Source organism: Pollutimonas sp. M17, assembly GCF_025836975.1.
Lineage (GTDB): Bacteria > Pseudomonadota > Gammaproteobacteria > Burkholderiales > Burkholderiaceae_B.
This window is the reverse complement of record NZ_CP107548.1, coordinates 2,305,069-2,325,725: the sequence shown is the minus strand read 5'-3', so window position 1 is coordinate 2,325,725 and position 20,657 is coordinate 2,305,069. Positions and strand designations below refer to the sequence as shown.

Genomic DNA, 20,657 nt, shown 5'->3' with positions numbered 1-20,657 from the left:
GTTTTTAACAGCCATTTCCGGCTTTTGGATTTAACTTAATGTCCACCATTTCCACCTCTGTCGCCACCGGCGGCGAAAGCTTTGCCGACCTGTTTGCCGAAAGTATCAAAAACCAGGACATGAAGTCCGGTGAGGTAATTTCCGCCGAAGTCGTGCGCATCGATCACAATTTCGTCGTGGTCAATGCCGGCCTCAAGTCCGAGGCATTGATCCCTCTTGAAGAATTCCTGAACGATCAGGGCGAGCTCGAAGTCGAAGCGGGTGATTTCGTATCGGTCGCCATCGATTCGCTCGAAAACGGCTACGGCGACACCATCCTGTCGCGTGACCGCGCCAAGCGCCTGTCGGCCTGGCTGCAACTGGAGCAAGCCCTGGAATCGGGCGAAATGGTTACCGGCACGATCACCGGCAAGGTCAAGGGCGGTCTTACCGTCATGACCAACGGCATCCGCGCCTTCCTGCCCGGTTCGCTGGTCGACCTGCGTCCGGTCAAGGACACCACGCCCTACGAGGGCAAGACCATGGAATTCAAGGTCATCAAGCTCGATCGCAAGCGCAACAACGTTGTGCTGTCGCGTCGCTCGGTCCTTGAAGCCAGCATGGGTGAAGAGCGCCAGAAACTGCTCGAGACCCTCAGCGAAGGCGCTGTGGTCAAGGGTGTGGTCAAGAACATCACCGATTACGGCGCGTTCGTCGACCTGGGCGGCATCGACGGCCTGCTGCACATCACCGACATGGCATGGCGCCGTGTCCGCCATCCTTCGGAAGTCCTGCAAGTGGGTCAGGAAGTCGAAGCCAAGGTTCTCAAGTTCGACCAGGAAAAGAGCCGCGTCTCGCTGGGCGTCAAGCAACTGGGCGAAGATCCCTGGGTCGGCCTTGCCCGCCGCTACCCGCAAGGCACCCGCCTGTTCGGCAAGGTCACCAACCTGACCGACTACGGCGCGTTCGTTGAAGTCGAAGCCGGCATCGAAGGCCTGGTGCACGTGTCCGAAATGGACTGGACCAACAAGAACGTCGATCCGCGCAAGGTAGTCACTCTGGGCGAAGAAGTCGAAGTCATGGTTCTGGAAATCGACGAAGACCGCCGCCGCATTTCGCTGGGCATGAAACAGTGCCGCGCGAATCCCTGGGAAGAGTTCTCCATCAACTTCAAGCGTGGCGACAAGGTCCGTGGCGCCATCAAGTCCATCACCGACTTCGGCGTGTTTGTCGGCCTGCCCGGCGGCATCGACGGCCTGGTTCACCTGTCCGACCTTTCCTGGACCGAAACCGGCGAAGAAGCCGTGCGCAACTTCAAGAAGGGCGACGAGATCGACGCCGTGGTTCTGGGCATCGACACCGACAAGGAACGCATCTCGCTGGGCATCAAGCAGCTGGAAGGCGATCCGTTCAACAACTTCGTGGCCACCTATGACAAGGGTGCCGTCGTTCCCGGCGTCATCAAGTCTGTCGAAGCCAAGGGCGCTGTCGTGACCCTGTCGGTCGACGTCGAGGGCTATCTGCGCGCATCCGAAATCTCGGCCGGCCGCGTCGAAGATGCAAGCACCGTGCTGAATGTCGGCGACAACGTCGAAACCATGATCGTCAACATCGACCGCAAGACGCGCTCGATCCAGTTGTCGATCAAGGCGCGCGACAATGCCGAAACCGCCGATACCATCCAGCGCATGTCCGAAGCCAGTGCCTCCTCCGGCACGACCAACCTGGGCGCTCTGCTCAAGGCCAAGCTCGACCAGCAGCGCGACGACGGTTAATTGGCGTGACCAAGTCGGAACTGATAGCGATTCTTGCCAGCCGCTACCCGCAGCTGGCGGCGCGCGACACGGATTACGCCGTTAAAACGGTGCTCGATGCCATGACCCAGGCTCTGGCCGGCGGTCAGCGCATCGAGATCCGCGGATTCGGAAGCTTTTCCTTGTCCGAACGTTCGCCGCGCATAGGCCGCAATCCCAAATCGGGCGAGAAAGTCATGGTGCCTGGCAAGCAGGTGCCGCATTTCAAGCCCGGCAAGGAACTGCGCGAACGGGTCGATTCGGCCTGCGACGCGCAGGCTCCGGCCGACGAAGACGGCCCCGAGCCCGTCTTCGCGCTGGGGCAGCTTGATACGCGCATGATGCACGGTTAAGCCTGATTCGACTCGTCATTGCCATTGGCGCAATTGCTGAAACAGGGCCTCCAGCACGGGGGCCCTTTTCTATTTGGCGCATAAGCGGGATTCGCGCCCGATTCCCCTTACAATTATCGGATTCCCGATTTATGGAGTATTCCCATGCGTTACCTGGTTTGGATCTTGAGACTGGCCGTGTTCGTCGTCGTCCTGATGTTCGCCCTGAAGAACACCGGGCCGGTGGACGTGAGCTTTTTCGCCGACCATGTCGTTACGGGCGTGCCCCTTATCGTCGTCATGCTGGCGGTGTTTGTGCTGGGCGTGGTCTTCGGACTGCTGATTGCCGCGCCGTCCATCATGCGCCGCCGCCGCGAAGCGGCCCGGCTCAGGCGCGAGCTGGCCAAACTGGAAGAGCAAAGCCGGCATCCCAACGTGCCCGCCGCGGCGGTGGCTCCCGAAACCGTCGCGCCTCTGGCTCCCCTGTAATCCGCAACAAGGTTGAACTCAGTGGACTTTGAACCCTGGTGGTTGATATTTCTGCCTCTGCTCTTCGCGCTTGGATGGATCGCGGCGCGCGTGGATTTTCGGCAGATGCTTTCCGAAACGCGATCCTTGCCGAATTCCTATTTCAAGGGGCTGAATTTCCTGCTCAACGAAGAGCCCGACAGGGCCATCGATGCCTTCATCGAGGTCGCCAAGCTCGACCCCGAAACGTCCGAGCTGCATTTTGCGCTGGGCAGCCTGTTTCGCCGGCGGGGCGAAATGGAACGAGCGATCCGGGTGCATCAAAGCCTGCTTTCCCGCGCCGATCTGCCGCAGGCCGACCGCGAAAGCGCCCAGCATGAACTGGCCCAGGATTTCCTGAAGGCCGGCATGCTGGATCGCGCCGAGCAGGCTTTCGAGCAAGTCCTCGATACGCGTTTCGCCGTGCCGGCCGTGCGGGCGCTGATACGCATTTACGAGTCCGAGCACGACTGGCCGCGCGCCATCGAAGCGGTCAAGCGGCTGCGCGCCCTGATCGACGAGCCGGTCCCCCAGCTGGTGCACTATCAATGCGAACGCGCGGTATCGGCCATGGCGGGCAAATCCCCCGACCTGACCGCCGCCAGCGAGGCGCTGGATGCGGCCGACCATGCGGCGGCCGCATTGCGGGGCCAGGCTCGTGGGCAGGCCTCCGAGGCGCGCATCGCCATGCTGCGGGCGCAGCTGTCGCGCCTGGACAATAAGCCCGAGCGCGAACGGGCCTATCTGGCTTCGGTGCTGACCATCGCGCCCGAATACGCCAGCCTGATCGCCGGCGACCTGCTCGAATGCTATCGCCGGGTGGGGCAGCAGGCCGAAGGCCTCGAGGTGCTGCGTGCGCACTACCTGCGCTATCCTTCGCTGGACATGTTCAATGTGGTGTTTCGCGAACTGCGCGCCCAGCAGGGGTACAAGCCCGCCTGGGCGTTTGCCCGCGAAGCGCTGCGCGCACACCCCTCGCTGCTGGGGCTGGACAGGCTGCTTGAAGCCGAACTGGCGGCCTACGAAGACCAGAACCCCATCGTCGACGCGGCCGACGGCGCGAATCGCGTGGCCCAGGCCAATACGGCCGCGGCCGACATTGCCTCGGGCGCCGACCTGAGCCTGTTGCGCTCCCTGATCCACAAGCATACCCAGCGGCTGGACCGCTATGCCTGCCGTGTGTGCGGTTTCGAGGCGCGCCATTTCTACTGGCAGTGCCCGGGCTGCAATTCCTGGGAAACCTATGAACCTCGCCGTCTGGAGGAGATGAAATGATGCCGTTTCCGGCAGAGGCGGTAAGCCGCGTAAAAGTACTGGTGGCGGGCGATATCATGCTTGACCGCTACTGGTTTGGAGAAGTCGATCGCATTTCGCCCGAGGCGCCGGTTCCGGTGGTGCGCGTCGCGCGCCGCGAAGACCGGCTGGGCGGCGCCGCCAATGTTGCCCGCAATATCGTGGCTCTGGGCGCGCAGGCCAGCCTGCTGGGCATCGTCGGCAGCGACGAGGCGGGGGCCAAGGTTGCGGCGCTGGCTCGCGAAGCGGGCATCAATTCCTGCCTGGTCACCGACGACGCCTCGCCCACCACGCTGAAAATGCGGGTGCTGGGGCGGCAGCAGCAACTGCTGCGCGTGGATTTCGAAGAAGGTCCCGGCGCGCCATGCCTGGACCGGCTCGATGCCCTGGCCAGGCAATTGGTCGCGCAGCACGACATGCTGGTGCTGTCCGATTACGCGAAAGGCGCCCTGGACCGGGTCGAGGTGCTGATCGCCGCGGCGCGCGAGGCCGGCGTACCGGTGCTGGTCGATCCCAAGGGGCATTTGTACCAGCGCTATCGGGGCGCCACCGTCATTACCCCCAACCGTTCGGAAATGCAGGACGCCGTCGGGCGCTGGAAAGACGAGGACGACCTAGAGCGGCGCGCGCAAGGACTGCGCAACGACCTGGACCTGGAGGCCCTGCTGGTGACGCGATCGGAGCAGGGCATGACCCTGTTCACCGAAGAGGGCCGCCAGCACACCGATGCGCATGCCCACGAGGTCTTCGACGTCTCGGGCGCGGGCGATACCGTACTGGCCGCCCTGGCTGTCACCCGCGCGGCGGGGCTGCCATGGTTCGACGCGGTGTCGTGGGCCAATCGCGCCGGCGGCGTGGTGGTGGGAAAGCTTGGAACTTCGGTCGTTACCGCGGGAGAACTATCATGATTGTAGTAACCGGAGGCGCCGGCTTCATCGGCAGCAATATCGTGCGCGGCCTGAACCGGCGCGGCCATACCGATATCCTGGTGGTCGACGATTTGACCGAGGGCGACAAGTTCCTGAATCTGGTGGACGGAAAAATCGCCGATTACCTGCACAAGGACGATTTTCGCCAGCGCATCGCCAAGGGGCAGATCCAGAATATCGAGGCCGTTTTTCATCAGGGGGCATGCTCGGACACCACGGAGCGCAACGGCCACTACATGCTGGACAACAATTACCGCGTAACGCTTGAGTTGTTCCAGCACTGTCAGGCCGCCAGGATTCCCCTGATCTACGCCTCGTCGGCGGCGGTCTACGGCGCGGGGCCGGTGTATGCCGAAGATCCCCTGTATGAATCGCCGTTGAACGTCTACGGCTATTCCAAGTTCCTGTTCGATCAGGTGCTGCGCCGCCATCTGGATACGCTGGCCGCGCCCGTCGTGGGCCTGCGCTACTTCAACGTCTACGGGCCCAACGAGCAGCACAAGGGCCGGATGGCGTCGGTCGCCTTCCACAATATGAACCAGTTCCAGGCCGAAGGGCATGTCAGGCTGTTCGGCGGCTGGGACGGCTATGTCGATGGCGGGCAACTGCGTGATTTCATCTATGTCGATGACGTGGTGGACGTCAACCTGTTCTTTCTCGATCATCCCCAAAAATCGGGCATATTCAATTGCGGGACGGGGCGGGCACAGCCCTTCAACGATGTGGCACGCACCGTGGTCAATACCTTGCGCGCCAGCCGGGACCTGCCCGAGCTGCCCTTGCAGGAACTGGTCAGCCAGAAAGCCATCCAGTACATCGCTTTTCCCGACGACCTGAAGGGGCGCTATCAAAGCCACACGCAGGCGGACCTGACGCAGTTGCGCGCCGCCGGCTACGACAAGCCGTTCCGCGACGTCCAGACGGGAGTCGCGCACTACGTCCGGGCCTTGCTGGAGCAGGGCCGCATCTAGGAGGCAAAGGCGCGGCGGCGGCGCGCCCAGGTAGGTTTACGCATGGATCAATGCCTGTGAGGCCGCTATCCGCTCCGGCGCCATACGGGGATCATCGAGCTTGGAAGGGGCAGCGTCCGTCCACGGACGGCGCCGCGAACTTTCCTTCACTTCATTCTCGGAGGCTGCTCATGAATCCTTTTACTGAATCCACCGTGGCCCGTCCATGGGCCGAAAAGGCCTGCGTAAAGCTGGCCGGGCCGCTGCCGGTGGCCACACGTGCCCGAAGGCGACGCCGCTCACTGGCCGGCCTGGTGCTGGGTGTCCTGGCCGGCGGCGTCTCCATGCATGGCCTGGCGTTCGCCATCGACGTCAATGCCGCCACGCAAGAGCAACTGCGCGAACTGCGCGGCATCGGCCCCAAGACCGCGCAAGTCATCATCGAAGAACGCGCGCGCGGCGGCCGCTACGAATCCCTGGACGACCTTTCCGACCGGGTCAAGGGCATAGGGCCGAAGAAAGCGGCCGCGCTGCAGGCATCGGGGCTGACCGTGGGTTCCGGCGCGGCCGTCAAGCAGAGTCCCGACGCATCCGCATCGTCTTCTGGCCGGGCCTTGGCCGCCAAGTCCGGCAAGGCCGCCGATCGCCCGGCATCGGGTCCCGACTCGCCGTCCGGCCAGCGGCCGCGCGCCAGATAGCGCCGGCATGCCGCCTGTCATGCCGGCGTCAGTCGCTTGGGTGTATGATTTCCAGCATGAAAAAATACCTGACCATTGAAGACACGATCGGCGCAACGCCTCTTGTACGGCTGCAGCGCATTCCAGGCGAATTCGGCGAGCAGCGCGGCAACGTGATCCTGGCCAAGCTCGAAGGCAACAATCCCGCGGGCTCGGTCAAGGATCGCGCGGCCAGTTCCATGATCCGCCGCGCCGAACAGCGCGGCGACATCAAGCCCGGCGACACCCTTATCGAGGCCACCAGCGGCAACACCGGCATTGCCCTGGCCATGACGGCCGCGGTGCGCGGCTACAAGATGATACTCATCATGCCCGACAACCTGTCGGTCGAGCGGCGCGCATCCATGACGGCCTACGGCGCCGAACTCATTCTCACGCCGGCGAACCAGGGCGGCATGGAGTACGCGCGCGACCTGGCGATCCGCATGCAGGCCGAAGGCAAGGGCAAGGTGCTGGATCAATTCGCCAATGCCGACAATCCCCTGGCTCACATCGAGACCACCGGCCCCGAACTCTGGGAACAGACCGACGGCGCCATCACCCATTTCGTCAGCGCCATGGGCACCACGGGAACCATCATGGGCGTGGGCAGCTATCTGCGCTCCAGAAACAAGGCGGTACAGATCATCGGCGCCCAACCGGCCGAGGGCTCCCAGATTCCGGGCATACGAAAATGGCCCGAGGCCTACCAGCCCGCCATCTACCATCCTGAACAGATCGACGGTTTCGAACTGATCTCCCAGACCGAGGCCGAGGACATGGCGCGCCGCCTGGCGGCCGAAGAAGGCATCTTCGGCGGCATATCGTCGGCGGGGGCATTGGTCGCCGCCATGCGGGTGGCCGCGCGTGTCGAAAACGCCACCATCGTGTTCATCGTATGCGACCGCGGCGACCGCTATTTGTCGACGGGCGTGTTCAACTGAGGCTCCCGGGTCGACCGCCGCGGCCCGGCCTTTTATTCCTTCTTGCAAGACTGAAGAATTCTTTAAGACCTTAGGGCTATATAAATAGAAATATAAAATCTTGGCCCAGCCCATTTCAAGTTATTACCATACGCAGCTTGATCGCATATGTCGTGCGACAGCTTATGTGGAAAGAAACATGTCTTTGAATTGGGTACGCCGAGGTATATTCGCGACGACGGCGGTGGCGCTTGCCGCAACGTTTTCCTTAAGCGCGCCGGCCGTGGCGCAAGAAGTGCTGCGCATCGGCGCTCCGCTGCCGCTCACTGGCGCGCTTGCGCCTGAAGGGACCAAGCTGCGGCAGGGCTATGACTTATGGCTCGATCAGGTGAAAGCCCAGGGCGGCATCAAGGTCGGCGACAAGCGGCTGGCCGTCGAGATGCGTTACTACGACTACCAGTCCAGCACGCCCAAGGCGGTGCAACTGGCCGAGAAACTGATCACCGACGACAAGGTCGACTTCCTCTTCTCGCCGTTCGGTTCGGGCGCGGCCAAGGCGGCCAGCACGATGGCTGAGAAGAATGGCGTGCCTCTCCTGGCATCCAGCGCTTCTTCCGCTGAAGTCTTCGATCAGGGCTACAAGAACCTGTTCGGCTTGTATACGGATAACAGCACCCTCAGCGAACCCATTGCCGATCTGGTGCAGGCCAAGATCCCCGGCGCCAAGCGCGTCGCGATTCTTGCGCGCAACGATCTCTATCCATTGTCGCTGGCGCATGAATTCGAAAAGTCGGCCAAGAAACGCGGACTGGAAGTCGTGTATTTCGAGCGCTATGCCATCGGCACGCTCGACCATGCCGCGGCGCTGACCCAGTTGGCCGCGAAGCGTCCGGACTGGATCGTCATCACGGGCTACATCAACGACCTGATTCTGGCGCGCAAGCAACTGGCCGACCTGCGCGTGGACGCGCAAGCCTTGACCATGATCAACGGCCCCGCCTACGACGAATGGATTTCGGCCTCGGGCAAGCTCGCCGAGAACGTGACAACGGCAAGCTGGTTCCATCCTGTGCTGTCGTATCAAAGCGAAGATGTCTTCGGCTCGACCGCCAAGTTCGTTGAGCTGTTCCGTGCGAAGTTCGGCAGTTCGCCCGACTTTACCCAGGCGTCCGGCGCCGCTGTGGGAGTCATCCTGCAACAGGCCATCGAGCGTGCCGGCAGCAAGGACCGCGATGCCGTGCGCGCCGAACTGAAAAAAGGCGGCTTCAAGACCTTCTTTGCGCCGATCTCCTTCGGACCCAATGGCATGGCCGACTCCTATATCCCGCCGGTCTATCAGATTCAGGACGGCAAGGTACAGGTTGTTTATCCGGCCGATATCGCCACCAGCGATTTCCGCAGCGGCATAGGCCATTAACAGGCCATCCGTTCCGGAAAGACGGGCGGCACGAGCGGCCCGTCTTTTCTCTTCTGGAGTTTTTCCGTGTTTTATTTTCAGGTCCTTCTGAACGGCATGGCGCTTGGCGGCCTGTATGCCTGCATAGCGGCCGGATTCTCGCTGGTCTGGGGCGTGCTCAATGTCATCAACATCCTGCACGGATCACTGATCGTGCTGGGCGCCTACCTGGCATTTTTCGCTCATCAGAAATTCGGCATCGATCCCTTCCTGTTCGCTCCGATCGCGGGGCTGGCGCTGTTCATGCTGGCCTACCCCCTGCAGAAGCATGTGGTGAATCGGGTCATGGGCAGGCCGGTGCTGATCACGCTGACGCTGACTTTCGGCTTGAACCTGTTTCTGGACAACGCGATGCTGAAGTTCTTCAGCGCGGATTTCCGCAAGATCACCTTCGATGAGCCCTGGGGGCTGCTGGATCTGGGCGGAGTGCTGATGCCGGTGGACCGCCTGATGGCGACGGCAACGGGCCTGGCGCTCGTTTTCGCGCTATGGCTTTTGTTGCGCAACACGCAACTGGGCAGGGCGATCATCGCGGTCCGTATGGATAGCCAGGCTGCCGCCCTGATGGGCATAGACGTCAACCGCACGTATGCGCTTGCCTTTGCCTTGGGGGCATTCATGGCGGGATCGGCGGGCGCATTGCTGAGCGGCATATTCCCCATTTCGCCCGTCACGTCATCGGTCTACCTGGGCAAGGCTTTCGTCATCTGCGTGCTGGGCGGCCTGGGCAGCATCCCGGGTGTCGTAGTGGGCGGTTTTGCGCTGGGCGTTATCGAGAGTTTCGGAACCCTGGCGCTGGGTCCCGAGCTTGCACTGACCCTGGCATTCCTGGTGTTGATCGCCTTGTTGATGTTCCGGCCATCCGGGCTTCTGGGCAAACGGGGGTTCCAATGAACGTGCGCTTGACCGCTAGCTTGCTGATCGCGCTTGCGGCCCTGCTGGCTCTCGTCTTCACCGCCGACAATTATGTGCTGCGCCTGGCTACCACCGTGGGCATGTACGCGGCGCTGGCCTGGGCGTGGAATCTGATCGGAGGCTATGCGGGCTATCCGTCGTTTGCAACGGCTGCGTTCTTCGGCCTGGGCGCGTATGCGGCCGGTGTCTTTCAATCGTTGGGCCTGCCTTTCCCGTTGGCCTGGCCCCTGGCGGGTTTGCTGGTTGCCGTGTTCGCGGGCTTGCTGGGCAGGGCCATCCTTCATCTGCGCGGTCACTATTTCGCCATCGCCAGCTTGGTGATCGCCGACGTCCTGCGTGAAGTCACCAACGTCTGGACGGACGTCACCGGAGGGGGGATGGGCCTGAGCTTGCCCCTGCTCAACCTGGGCGGCGTGGACGGCCAGACGCGGTTCTATTTCCTGGCCATGGCGCTCATGGCGGTCCTGGCCTTGCTCATATCGTGGGGTGTGGATCGATCGCGCCTGGGCGTCGCCTTGCGCTGCATCGAGCAGAACGAGGATGCGGCGCAGGTCATCGGCATCGATACGCGCGCCAGCAAGGTTGCGGTCTTCATGCTGTCGGGCCTGCTGGCGGGCGCGACCGGCGCGGTTTATGCCTCGTGGGTGACCTACATCGATCCGACGGACGTCTACGACGTCTCGCTGTCGGTCAAGCCCATTGTCATGGCCTTGATAGGAGGCGTGGGCACGCTCATGGGGCCTCTGATAGGCGCCGCGGTGTTCCTGGGGCTGGAAGAGCTGCTCTGGCGCAATGTGCTGGAGTTCCATGCGGGGCTGCTGGGGCTGCTGGTGGCGGCGTTGGTGTTGTTCCTGCCGGGTGGCGTGCGCGATCTGAGGCGCTACGGCTTATGGAACGGGTGGGTCCGTTACGTCTCATGGAGAAGGAAGGCATCGTGAAATCTCTTTTGGTTCTCGAAGGCGTAAGCCACCGTTTTGGAGGGGTGCTGGCTCTTGACCGCATCGATCTCGCCTTGGGCGAGGGCGAGATCGTCGGACTGATCGGCCCCAACGGCGCCGGCAAGACCACGCTGGTGAACGTCGTATCTGGCGTACACAGGCCCAGCGCCGGCCGCATCGTATTCGACGGCAAGCGCATAGACGGCTTGCGCCCCGACCGCATTGCCTGCCAGGGACTGGCCCGCACCTTTCAGATCGTCCAGCCTTTTCCCCGGCTTACCGTTGCCGAGAATGTGGCCGCCGCGGCGCTTTTCGCCGGAGCCGAGGGCTCCATCCCGGAGGCAAGGCATGCGGCGCTGGAGCATCTGGAGTTTTGCGGCTTGCTGCCGCAGGCCGACAAGCCCGCCTCGTCGTTGACCTTGGCGGGGCGCAAGCGGCTGGAGCTTGCCAAAAGCCTTGCCTTGGGTCCCAAGCTGCTGTTCCTGGATGAAGTCAACGCGGGCTTGAACCAGGCGGAAGTGGATCACGCGCTTGAATTGATACGCGCGATAGCCGAAAGAGGAATCACCATCGTGCTGATAGAACACTTGATGAAAGTGGTCATGAAGGCAAGCACTCGCATCGTGGTGCTGCATCATGGCCAATTGATTGCCGATGGCGCTCCAGGCCAGGTCGTGGCCGATCCCCAGGTGATCGAGGCCTATCTCGGCCGCAGCTATGCGGCCGAGCAGTTTGCGCAGGTGCCGGCATGAGCGGATACGTGCTGCAGGTGGAAAGGCTGGCGGCCGGCTATGGCGACGTCCAGGTGCTCTGGGATGTGGGCCTGGAAGTGAAGGCGGGGGAAATCGTTTGTCTGGTCGGATCAAACGGGGCCGGAAAGACGACGACCCTGCGCTGCCTGTCCGGGCTGGTTCCCGCCTCGTCCGGACGCGTCATGTTCGAAGGCCAGCCCTTGACCGATTGCAGTCCGGTCCAGTTGGTGGAGCGCGGCATTGCCCATGTCCCCGAAGGGCGCCGCCTGTTCTCGGGATTGTCGGTCTACGACAATCTGCTGCTGGGGGCATATCGCCGCCGCGATGGCCATGCGGCGATAGCCAGGGACATCGAACGCGTCTACGCGCTTTTCCCGCGCCTGGCGGAGCGCCGCCGTCAGGATGCCACCACCTTGTCGGGTGGTGAGCAGCAGATGTGCGCTGTGGCGCGCGGCTTGATGGCGTCGCCCAAGCTGTTGATGATCGATGAATTGTCCCTAGGCCTTGCCCCCAAGGTGGTGGGCGAACTGGTCGACGCCCTGCGTATCGTCAACGGCGAAGGCACCAGCCTGTTGATCGTGGAGCAGGACGTGGCGACGGCGCTCGACCTGGCGGACAGGGGCTATGTGATGGATCAGGGCCGTACCGTGGCGCAGGGTGCGGCGGACCAGCTGCGTAACGATCCAGCGATACGCGCGGCCTATCTGGGGATCTGATTTCCTGGAAAATGGTGGCCAGGCACTGAATTCAAACCGGAGCAGCCGTATGAGCGATAGCAAACCCAAGATAGAGTATTACTTCAGCTTCATTTCTCTTTGGTCCTACGTGGGCAGCCATGTCTTCCGCGATCTGGCGCAAAGGCATGATGCCGAGATCGTATATAAGCCGGTCGACCTGCTGGCCGTATTCGCCGCCGGCGGGGGCAAGCCCGTGAAGGAACGCGCCCTGCCAAGGCAGGCCTATCGCTTGGTGGAGATGCAGCGTTGGCGCGATATCCGCGGGATAGACCTGGTGCTGCACCCCCGATATTATCCGGCCGATCCCTCTCTGGCGCATCGCATGCTGCTGGCAGCTCTGCGTGACGGCCAGGACGTGGAAACCTTTGTCCATGCATGCTTGCGGGCGGTCTGGGCCGACGAGCTGGACATCGCCGATCCGGCCACCTTGCGCCGCTTGGCCTCGGCCAACGGCCTCGACGGCGACAGGCTGTCGGCACAAGCTCCGGATGCGGAACTGGGCCGGCAGGAAGCGGCGCTGACCCAGGAGGCCATTGCGCGCCAGGTCTTCGGCGCGCCCTTTTATTTTTATCGAGACGAGCCTTTCTGGGGGCAGGACAGGCTGGACCTGCTGGATAGGGCCATCTCCTCCGGTCGCCCTCCCATCACGGCGCCATCGGCTTGACGGGAGGGCTGCCGCGGGCCTCAGTCCGGCCCGCCGTATCCCATGCCGTCCGCCAGGGCCTTTGCCAGGTCGTTGACCGAGGTGGCGTAGAAATAGCTTCGGTTGTAATGCGTGATGGCAAAGAAGTTGGGCGTGCCGATGCGGTATTCGGCAAGCTTGCGCGGCTCGTCCAGCAAGTCGACGATGCCCATTTTGTACTGGCGCCAGTCGGCTGCGGCGTTGGCCGGCTTGGGGGCGCTTGCCGCCTGCGCGCCGGGCAGCGGCCGCGCCGCCACGCCCTGGGCCTGTAGCTGAGTCCAATCGTAGGTGGGGTACAAGCCTCCCACGACCATCGGTTGTGGATTCGGGGGCAAGGTGGCGGGTGCGAACACAGGCAAGCCCGGGACCCAGCCGTGCAGCCGCAGGAAACGCGCCACGGACACAATGGCGTCGTCGACGGTGTAAAGGAGATCGATGCGGCCGTCGCTGTTGCCGTCGGCCGCATAGCGCATCAGGCTGCCCGGCATGAATTGCGGCAGGCCCATGGCGCCGGCGAATGAGCCCATGGCTTCTTTGGCGTTGAGCTTCTTTTCGTAATCCAGCTGGATCAGGTCGGCCAACTGGTCGCGGAACAGCTGGCTGCGTTCGGGCCGGCTGTCGTCGGGATAGCTGAAGCCCAGGGTGGCCAGGGCATCGAGCACGCGGAAGTTGCCGGTGTGCCGGCCGTAAATGGTTTCCACGCCTATGATGGCCACGATGATGGACGGCGGCACCCCGTAGTCGCGTGCCGCCCGGTCCAGGGTGGATTTGTTCTGCTCCCAGAATGTCCGGCCGGCGTTGATGCGCACGGGTTCGACGAAGCGGTTTCGGTAGGTCACCCAGCTGCGGCGTATGCGCGTCTTGGCCGGCGCCATCAGCCGGGCCGCCGTGGCGTTGTACTGGGCATCCTTTAGCAAGGCCTCCACATGGGCCAGCGGTATGTGGCGCACGCGCGCGACTTCAAGGGCATAGGCCTGGATCGCCGGGATCAGCCGGCCATCGGCTTGCCGGTAGCTTGTCAGGCCGACGACGGAGGAACCCGCTTCGATGGACGGCGCCGCTTCCGGGACAGGCATGGCTGCTTCTGCCGTCATGGGCGAACTGGATGTTGCAGCGGCTGGGGAAGCCAGCGGCGCCTGCGCCAGCGCGGTGGTTTTGTTGGCGGCGCAGCCGGCCAGGAACAGGGCGATGGATCCGACTTGCAATATGCGGACTGCTTTGAACATAATCATCCTTATGGCGACTCTATATATTACTCATCCCGCATGCCGCTTGCATGAAATGGGAAGCTGGCATCCGGAAAGCCCGGACAGGCTCGATGCCATCAACGACCAGCTGCTGGCCAGCGGAGTCCTGGACTATGTCCAGGAACTGTCGGCCGGGCCGGCCACCGAAGCCGATATCCTGCGTGTGCATACGCCAGAGCATTTGGCATACCTGCGCCAGCATGCGCCCGCCAGCGGCTATTTCCCCATCGATCCCGACACGGTCATGAATCCGCATACCCTCGACGCCGCCTGGGCGGCGGCGGGAGCCGGCATCGCCGCCGTCCATGCGGTCATGCGGGGCGAGCACCGCACAGCCTTTTGCTCGGTCCGGCCGCCGGGACATCATGCCCGGCCGGGCCAGGCCATGGGGTTTTGCTTCTTCAACAACATTGCGGTGGCTGCGGCCTATGCGCTGGAAAAGTATTCGCTGGATCGCGTGGCGATCGTCGATTTCGATGTCCATCACGGCAACGGCACCGAGGAAATGTTCGCCGGCGATCCGCGGGTCCTGATGTGCAGCTTCTATCAGCACCCGCTGTTCCCGGGAATGCGTCACGAGCCACCCGCAGACAACATGGTGAACATTCCGGTCGATGCCTATACCAAGGGAGACGCCCTGCGCATGGTGGTGGATGACGCCTGGATGCCGCGCTTGCGGGCGTTTCGCCCCGAGCTCGTTTTCATATCGGCCGGTTTCGACGGCCATCGCGAAGACGATATGGGCCAGTTGGGACTGGTGGAATCCGACTATGCCTGGATCACCGCCCGCGTCGTCGAGCTGGCCAACGAGACGGCGCAGGGCAGGGTGGTCAGCCTGCTGGAAGGCGGCTACAGCCTGTCGGCCCTGGGACGCAGCGCGGTGGCGCACGTCCGGGCCTTGGCATCGTTGTAGAATAAGCCGTTTGCATATCTGTTTTTAGATCCTCTGGAGAGAGCTCGATGAAGGTGCTGGTACCTGTCAAGCGTGTCGTTGATTACAACGTCAAAGTACGCGTGAAGTCCGATCAAAGCGGCGTGGATATCGCCAATGTGAAAATGTCCATGAATCCCTTCGATGAAATCGCCGTCGAAGAAGCCACCCGCCTGAAGGAAAAGGGCGTGGCCACCGAAATCGTCGCAGTCTCCTGCGGCGTTGCGCAATGCCAGGAAACCCTGCGTACCGCCATGGCCATCGGCGCCGACCGCGCCGCCCTGGTGCAGACCGACGCCGAGCTGCAGCCCCTGGCCGTGGCCAAGCTGCTCAAGGCCCTGGTCGACAAGGAACAGCCCCAGCTGGTCATCCTGGGCAAGCAGGCCATCGATGACGACGCCAACCAGACGGGCCAGATGCTGGCCGCCTTGCTGGACTGGCCGCAAGCCACCTTCGCCAGCAAGGTCGAGGTGGAAGGCGGCAACGTCACCGTCACGCGCGAAGTCGACGGCGGCCTGGAAACGCTGTCGCTCAAGCTGCCGGCCATCGTCACGACCGATTTGCGCCTGAACGAGCCGCGTTATGTGACGCTGCCCAACATCATGAAGGCCAAGAAAAAGACACTGGATGTCGTCACGCCGGAAGAGCTGGGCGTGGACGTCGCCCCGCGCCTGAAGACCCTGAAGGTTACCGAGCCGCCGGCGCGTTCCGCGGGCATCACCGTGCCCGACGTGGCCACGCTGGTCGACAAACTGAAGAATGAAGCAAAGGTGGTTTAAATGACGATACTGGTAATTGCTGAACACGATAACGCGCAATTGAAGGCGGCGACGCTCAATACGGTCGCCGCGGCATCCAAGCTGGGCGGCGACATCCATGTGCTGGTCGCGGGCAACGGCGCCCAGGGCGTGGCCGAGCAGGCCGCACAGGTGGCCGGCGTGGCCAAGGTGCTGCTGGCCGATGGCCCGGCCCTGGCCGAAGGCCTGGCTGAAAACGTCGCGGCGCAGGTGCTGGCGGTGGCCGGCGGCTACAGCCACATCCTTTTCCCGGCGACGGCGGCAGGCAAGAACGTGGCTCCCCGCGTTGCGGCCAAGCTCGATGTGGCCCAGATCTCCGATATTCTTTCGGTTGAATCGGCCGATACCTTCACACGGCCCATTTACGCCGGCAATGCAATCGCCACGGTGCAGTCGGCCGATGCCGTCAAAGTCATCACTGTGCGCACCACGGCGTTCGACGGCGCGGCGGCCCAGGGCGGCAGCGCGGCGGTCGAATCGATTGGCGCGGCGGACGATTCGGGCCTGTCTTCCTTTGTGGGCCGCGAGGTCGCGAAAAGCGACCGGCCCGAACTGGCCGGCGCCTCGGTGGTGGTGTCGGGTGGACGCGGCCTGGGCAGCGCCGAGAACTTCAAGATCCTGGATGCCCTGGCCGACAAGCTGGGCGCGGCGCTTGGCGCATCGCGCGCCGCGGTCGACGCGGGCTACGCGCCCAACGACTGGCAGGTTGGCCAGACCGGAAAAATCGTTGCACCCCAGCTGTATGTGGCCGTCGGTATTTCGGGCGCCATCCAGCACCTGGCGGGCATGAAGGATTCCAAGGTCATCGTCGCCATCAATAAAGATGCCGAAGCGCCCATCTTCGGCGTGGCCGATTACGGCCTGGTGGCCGATCTGTTCCAGGCGGTCCCCGAACTGGTCCAGGCATTGTAGGTTTTTACCTTGCCATGAAAGCCTGCGAACCCGTCCACGTTTGCAGGCTTTTTTTTGCCCCGGACTGCCGCGCCAGCCCCGTGCCGCACGAATCGCGCCGCCGTCCAGCTGTAGGTATTCACGCCAGCATTGGCTTACGGAGGAAGTATGACTTATCGCGCCCCCACCCAGGATATACGTTTCATCATCAAGGAACTGGCCGATCTGGACGGCGTTCTCGCCTTGCCGGGGTTTGAAGAGATTACGGAAGACCTGGTCGATGCGGTGCTCGAGGAAAACGCCCGCTTCGTGGAGCAGGCCATTGCGCCGCTCAATCGCCAGGGCGATACCTCGGGCGCGAAATGGTCGGACGGCAAGGTGGCGACCTCTCCGGGCTTCAAGCAGGCCTTCAACGAGTTTGCACAAGGGGGCTGGCAAGGCCTGCAGCATGAGCAGGAATGGGGCGGCCAGGGGTTGCCCAAGCTGGTGGGCGCGCCGGCCAGCGAAAACATCAATGCGGCCAGCCTGGCGTTCTCCCTCTGCCCCTTGCTGACCGATGGCGTGATCGAGGCCTTGACGACCGTGGGCACGCCGAAGCAGCAATCCCTGTTCATTCCGCCCATGCTCGAAGGTCGCTGGACGGGCACCATGAACCTGACCGAGCCGCAAGCGGGCTCGGACCTGGCCCTGCTTGCCACCCGGGCGGCCAGGCAGGACGACGGCAGCTACCGGCTTTCCGGCCAGAAGATCTTCATCACCTACGGCGAGCACGATATGGCCGAAAACATCGTGCACCTGGTGCTGGCGCGCACGCCGGACGCGCCCAAGGGCGTGAAGGGGATCTCGCTGTTCATCGTTCCCAAATACCTGGTCGATGACGACGGTTCGCTGGGCGCGCGCAACGATGTCTGGTGCGCGTCGCTGGAACACAAGCTGGGCATACACGGCAGCCCGACCGCCGTGCTCCTGTACGGGTCGGGCAAGGGCGATGTCGGCGAAGGCGCCGTGGGCTATCTGGTCGGCGAGGAAAACCGCGGGCTGGAATACATGTTCATCATGATGAATGCGGCCCGTTATGCGGTGGGCATACAAGGGGTGGCCTTGTCCGAGCGGGCGTTGCAGCAAGCCGCGGCCTATGCGCGCGAGCGCCTGCAAGGCCAGGCCCTGGAAGGGTCGGAAGGGCCGGTGGCCATTGTCGACCACCCCGACGTGCAGCGCATGCTGCTGACCATGAAGGCCTTGACCGAGGGCGCGCGGTCCCTGGCCTATGTGGCGGCGGCGGCCTGCGACAAATCGCGCCGGCATGCCGATCCGGCCGAGCGTGCCAGAAACAAGGCTTTGTACGAATACTATGTGCCCGTGGTCAAGGGATTTTCCACCGAGACGTCGGTAGAGGTCGCCTCGCTGGGCGTCCAGGTGCATGGGGGCATGGGCTTCATCGAAGAAACCGGCGCGGCGCAGCATTACCGCGATGCCCGGATACTGCCCATTTACGAAGGCACCACGGCCATACAGGCCAATGATTTCATCGGCCGCAAGCTGCTGCGCGATGGCGGTGCCGTCGCCAAGGCGCTGGCGCAGGAGATGCGCGCAACGGCCCAACAGCTTGAGCAGGCGGCCGCCAACGACGGTGCCGATGCCGAAGGCCTGGCGCTGATGGCCCGCCGCCTTGGACGGGCGATCGACGCCTACGAGCAGGCCGGCGGCTTCCTGCTGGCCAATGCACGCAGCGACTTGCGGGCGGTTTTCATGGGCAGTGTTCCGTATCTGATGCTGGCGGGTGTGGTGCATGCGGGCTGGCAAATGGCCCGCGCGGCGCTGGCCTGCTTGGAACACGAGGCTGCGGGAACGGCAACGCAGTTCCATCGCCAGAAATTCGCGACCGCCGTGTTTTACGCGGCCCACGTCCTGCCGCGGGCCGAATCCCTGTCCGCCGCCATCCTGGAAGGAGGGCTGGCAAACCGGTATGCTTCCCCGGCAATCGGCGCATAAGGTTATACGAATATCTTATTTCCTTAAGCCGGCTTATGCTGCCACAATATAAGGCATACCTTTTCTGTGTGTTGTTTTACTAAGAGAGCTGCCATGACTACTTTGCGTCTGGGCGATACCGCCCCTGATTTCGAGCAGGATTCCTCTATCGGGAAAATCCGTTTCTATGATTATCTGGGCGACAGCTGGGGGGTCCTTTTTTCCCACCCCGCCGACTTCACGCCTGTCTGCACCACCGAATTGGGCTACACCGCCATCGTGTCCGGCGAATTCGCCAAACGCAATGCCAAGGTCATTGCCGTTTCCGTGGACGATGCCGAGTCGCACCGCAAATGGATAGAAGACATCAACGACACCCAGAAGACCAAGGTGGAATTTCCCATCCTGGCCGACCAGGATCGCAAGGTTTCCACGCTGTACGACATGATCCACCCCAATGCCAGCACGACGGCCACGGTGCGTTCGGTCTTCCTCATCGATCCGTCCCGCAAAGTACGCCTGACGCTGACCTACCCGGCCAGCACGGGGCGCAATTTCAACGAAATCCTGCGCGTGCTCGATTCCCTGCAGCTTACCGACAGCCACAGCGTGGCGACGCCGGTCAACTGGGAAGACGGCGATGACGTCATCATCGTGCCGTCCATCAAGGATGAAGCCGTCCTGAAGGAAAAATTCCCCAAGGGCTATACCGCCGTGCGCCCCTACCTGCGCATCACGCCCCAGCCCAACAAGTAAGAAGATCCGCCGTCTTTGCGCCCGGGCTGAAAAAAGCCCGGGGCGTCTGGATCCAGAACCCGCCGAAACAGGCCTCTCCCATGCTTTGGGAAGCCCGCTTCGGCGGGTTTTAATGAGATGGTCAGCCCGATCCCTACGAAGCGGATTACGCTACGTAGGGATTTGTCCTTTCTGGGAGGCCATCATGAGCGACGTCACATTAATCGGCATTGACCTTGGCAAACACAGCTTCCACCTGCACGGGCAGGACAAGGCTGGGCACATGGTCTTTCGCAAGAAGCTCACTCGCAGCCAGATGTTCACGCTGCTGGGTAACTTCCCCTCTTGCACAGTTGTGATGGAAGCCTGCGCGGGTGCGCACTGGGTGGCGCGGCGAGTCACTGCATTAGGCCATCAGGCCAAGCTCATTTCTCCCCAATTCGTGAAGCCTTTCGTGCAAGGCAACAAGAATGATTTTGCCGATGCGCAGGCAATTTGCGAGGCGGCCTCGCGCCCGAGCATGCGGTTTGTGAGTCCACGCACTGAGGCCCAGCAGACGATATCGGCACTGCACCGCGTACGCGAAGCACTGGTGCGCGACCGTACTGCCACAATCAACCACGGCTTTCTGCTGGAGTTCGGTGTCAGTCTGCCCAAGGGCCCGGCAATCATCAATCGGCTGCCCGCTGTACTGGCCGAACACGAGGCTACGCTGCCCCCTCGGTTAATTGGAGTATTGGAGCGACTGGGCGCGCATTTTAAATATCTGAGCGAGCAGATGGTCGAACTCGAACGGGAGCTGACGCAACAGCTCTCAGAAGATGACATGAGCTCCCGGCTACTGGAGATCCCGGGTGTAGGGCCGATTACAGCCAGTGTGCTTGCTACGGAACTGGGCGATGCCAAACAGTATGCCAATGCGCGTCAATTCGCCGCCTCGGTTGGGCTGGTACCACGGCAATACAGCACTGGCGGAAAACCGATCCTGCTGGGCATCAGTAAACGGGGTGACAAGAACCTGAGACGCCTGCTGGTGCAATGCGCCCGTGTCATCATGCTACGTATCGAGCAGCGACATGACGCCCTGGGAGCATGGGTGCGTACGATGTTGACACGGCGACACTCCAACGTTGTGGCCTGTGGCTGCCAGCGATGAGGCAAAGCCAACGTTGCCCGGTGATCT

Annotated in this window: 20 protein-coding genes and 1 pseudogene; 20 read left to right on the top strand and 1 reads right to left on the bottom strand. The window is 62.8% G+C overall.

From position 1 onward, the window contains the following. The first annotated feature begins 38 nt into the window (after positions 1 to 38). The 14 genes from rpsA (at position 39) to OEG81_RS10970 (ending at position 12,884) form a co-directional block, all read left to right on the top strand. A complete protein-coding gene (gene rpsA, locus OEG81_RS11035) occupies positions 39 to 1,754 on the top strand; it encodes a 30S ribosomal protein S1 (RefSeq protein WP_264129287.1) in 1,716 nt (571 codons plus the stop codon). 5 nt (positions 1,755 to 1,759) lie between these two features. After that, positions 1,760 to 2,125, top strand: coding sequence for an integration host factor subunit beta (locus OEG81_RS11030; protein WP_264129286.1), 366 nt, complete (start codon positions 1,760 to 1,762; stop codon positions 2,123 to 2,125). Between the two features lie 144 nt (positions 2,126 to 2,269). After that, positions 2,270 to 2,593, top strand: coding sequence for a lipopolysaccharide assembly LapA domain-containing protein (locus tag OEG81_RS11025; protein WP_264129285.1), 324 nt, complete (start codon positions 2,270 to 2,272; stop codon positions 2,591 to 2,593). Positions 2,594 to 2,614: 21 nt separating this feature from the next. Continuing rightward, positions 2,615 to 3,886, top strand: coding sequence for a lipopolysaccharide assembly protein LapB (gene lapB / locus OEG81_RS11020; protein WP_264129284.1), 1,272 nt, complete (start codon positions 2,615 to 2,617; stop codon positions 3,884 to 3,886). Then, the gene (gene rfaE1, locus OEG81_RS11015) at positions 3,883 to 4,812 is read left to right on the top strand and encodes a D-glycero-beta-D-manno-heptose-7-phosphate kinase (RefSeq protein WP_264129283.1); all 930 of its coding nucleotides are present in this window, start codon (positions 3,883 to 3,885) and stop codon (positions 4,810 to 4,812) included. The genes lapB and rfaE1 overlap by 4 nt, the downstream gene beginning before the upstream one ends. Further along, the gene (gene rfaD / locus OEG81_RS11010) at positions 4,809 to 5,804 is read left to right on the top strand and encodes an ADP-glyceromanno-heptose 6-epimerase (RefSeq protein ID WP_264129282.1); all 996 of its coding nucleotides are present in this window, start codon (positions 4,809 to 4,811) and stop codon (positions 5,802 to 5,804) included. The genes rfaE1 and rfaD overlap by 4 nt, the downstream gene beginning before the upstream one ends. A 170-nt stretch (positions 5,805 to 5,974) precedes the next feature. Then, positions 5,975 to 6,481 (top strand): ComEA family DNA-binding protein, encoded by a 507-nt coding sequence (locus OEG81_RS11005; RefSeq protein ID WP_264129281.1) that lies wholly within the window; start codon positions 5,975 to 5,977, stop codon positions 6,479 to 6,481. Between the two features lie 56 nt (positions 6,482 to 6,537). Then, the gene (gene cysM, locus OEG81_RS11000) at positions 6,538 to 7,443 is read left to right on the top strand and encodes a cysteine synthase CysM (RefSeq protein ID WP_264129279.1); all 906 of its coding nucleotides are present in this window, start codon (positions 6,538 to 6,540) and stop codon (positions 7,441 to 7,443) included. Between the two features lie 178 nt (positions 7,444 to 7,621). Beyond that, on the top strand, positions 7,622 to 8,839 hold the full coding sequence (locus tag OEG81_RS10995) for an amino acid ABC transporter substrate-binding protein (protein WP_264129278.1): 1,218 nt from the start codon (positions 7,622 to 7,624) through the stop codon (positions 8,837 to 8,839). Positions 8,840 to 8,905: 66 nt separating this feature from the next. Further along, positions 8,906 to 9,772 carry a branched-chain amino acid ABC transporter permease gene (locus OEG81_RS10990; protein WP_264129277.1) on the top strand — a complete coding sequence of 289 codons (867 nt, stop codon included), beginning with the start codon at positions 8,906 to 8,908 and terminating at the stop codon, positions 9,770 to 9,772. Positions 9,773 to 9,780: 8 nt separating this feature from the next. Next, the gene (locus OEG81_RS10985) at positions 9,781 to 10,731 is read left to right on the top strand and encodes a branched-chain amino acid ABC transporter permease (RefSeq protein WP_264129276.1); all 951 of its coding nucleotides are present in this window, start codon (positions 9,781 to 9,783) and stop codon (positions 10,729 to 10,731) included. Beyond that, positions 10,728 to 11,483, top strand: coding sequence for an ABC transporter ATP-binding protein (locus tag OEG81_RS10980; RefSeq protein WP_317135346.1), 756 nt, complete (start codon positions 10,728 to 10,730; stop codon positions 11,481 to 11,483). The genes OEG81_RS10985 and OEG81_RS10980 overlap by 4 nt, the downstream gene beginning before the upstream one ends. Then, positions 11,480 to 12,199: an ABC transporter ATP-binding protein gene (locus OEG81_RS10975; RefSeq protein ID WP_264129275.1), complete on the top strand. Its 720-nt coding sequence runs from the start codon at positions 11,480 to 11,482 to the stop codon at positions 12,197 to 12,199. The genes OEG81_RS10980 and OEG81_RS10975 overlap by 4 nt, the downstream gene beginning before the upstream one ends. A 49-nt stretch (positions 12,200 to 12,248) precedes the next feature. Continuing rightward, positions 12,249 to 12,884, top strand: a complete 636-nt coding sequence (locus OEG81_RS10970; RefSeq protein WP_264129274.1) for a 2-hydroxychromene-2-carboxylate isomerase — start codon at positions 12,249 to 12,251, stop codon at positions 12,882 to 12,884. Between the two features lie 20 nt (positions 12,885 to 12,904). Here the strand turns inward: OEG81_RS10970 and mltB are convergent, their stop codons facing one another. Continuing rightward, positions 12,905 to 14,128, bottom strand: a complete 1,224-nt coding sequence (mltB, locus tag OEG81_RS10965; RefSeq protein WP_264129273.1) for a lytic murein transglycosylase B — start codon at positions 14,126 to 14,128, stop codon at positions 12,905 to 12,907. A 10-nt stretch (positions 14,129 to 14,138) separates the two neighbouring features. Between mltB and OEG81_RS10960 the strand changes: the two genes are divergently transcribed. From OEG81_RS10960 to OEG81_RS10935, 6 genes and pseudogenes are all read left to right on the top strand, one after another. Beyond that, the gene (locus tag OEG81_RS10960) at positions 14,139 to 15,062 is read left to right on the top strand and encodes a histone deacetylase family protein (protein WP_264129272.1); all 924 of its coding nucleotides are present in this window, start codon (positions 14,139 to 14,141) and stop codon (positions 15,060 to 15,062) included. Between the two features lie 47 nt (positions 15,063 to 15,109). Then, positions 15,110 to 15,859 carry an electron transfer flavoprotein subunit beta/FixA family protein gene (locus OEG81_RS10955; RefSeq protein ID WP_264129271.1) on the top strand — a complete coding sequence of 250 codons (750 nt, stop codon included), beginning with the start codon at positions 15,110 to 15,112 and terminating at the stop codon, positions 15,857 to 15,859. Beyond that, positions 15,860 to 16,789 (top strand): electron transfer flavoprotein subunit alpha/FixB family protein, encoded by a 930-nt coding sequence (locus tag OEG81_RS10950; protein ID WP_264129270.1) that lies wholly within the window; start codon positions 15,860 to 15,862, stop codon positions 16,787 to 16,789. Between the two features lie 147 nt (positions 16,790 to 16,936). Beyond that, positions 16,937 to 18,760: an acyl-CoA dehydrogenase gene (locus OEG81_RS10945; RefSeq protein WP_264129269.1), complete on the top strand. Its 1,824-nt coding sequence runs from the start codon at positions 16,937 to 16,939 to the stop codon at positions 18,758 to 18,760. A 93-nt stretch (positions 18,761 to 18,853) separates the two neighbouring features. Continuing rightward, a complete protein-coding gene (locus OEG81_RS10940; protein WP_264129268.1) occupies positions 18,854 to 19,495 on the top strand; it encodes a peroxiredoxin in 642 nt (213 codons plus the stop codon). Positions 19,496 to 19,679: 184 nt separating this feature from the next. After that, positions 19,680 to 20,615: pseudogene (locus tag OEG81_RS10935) on the top strand (IS110 family transposase); the annotation flags it as partial. Positions 20,616 to 20,657 lie beyond the last annotated feature (42 nt).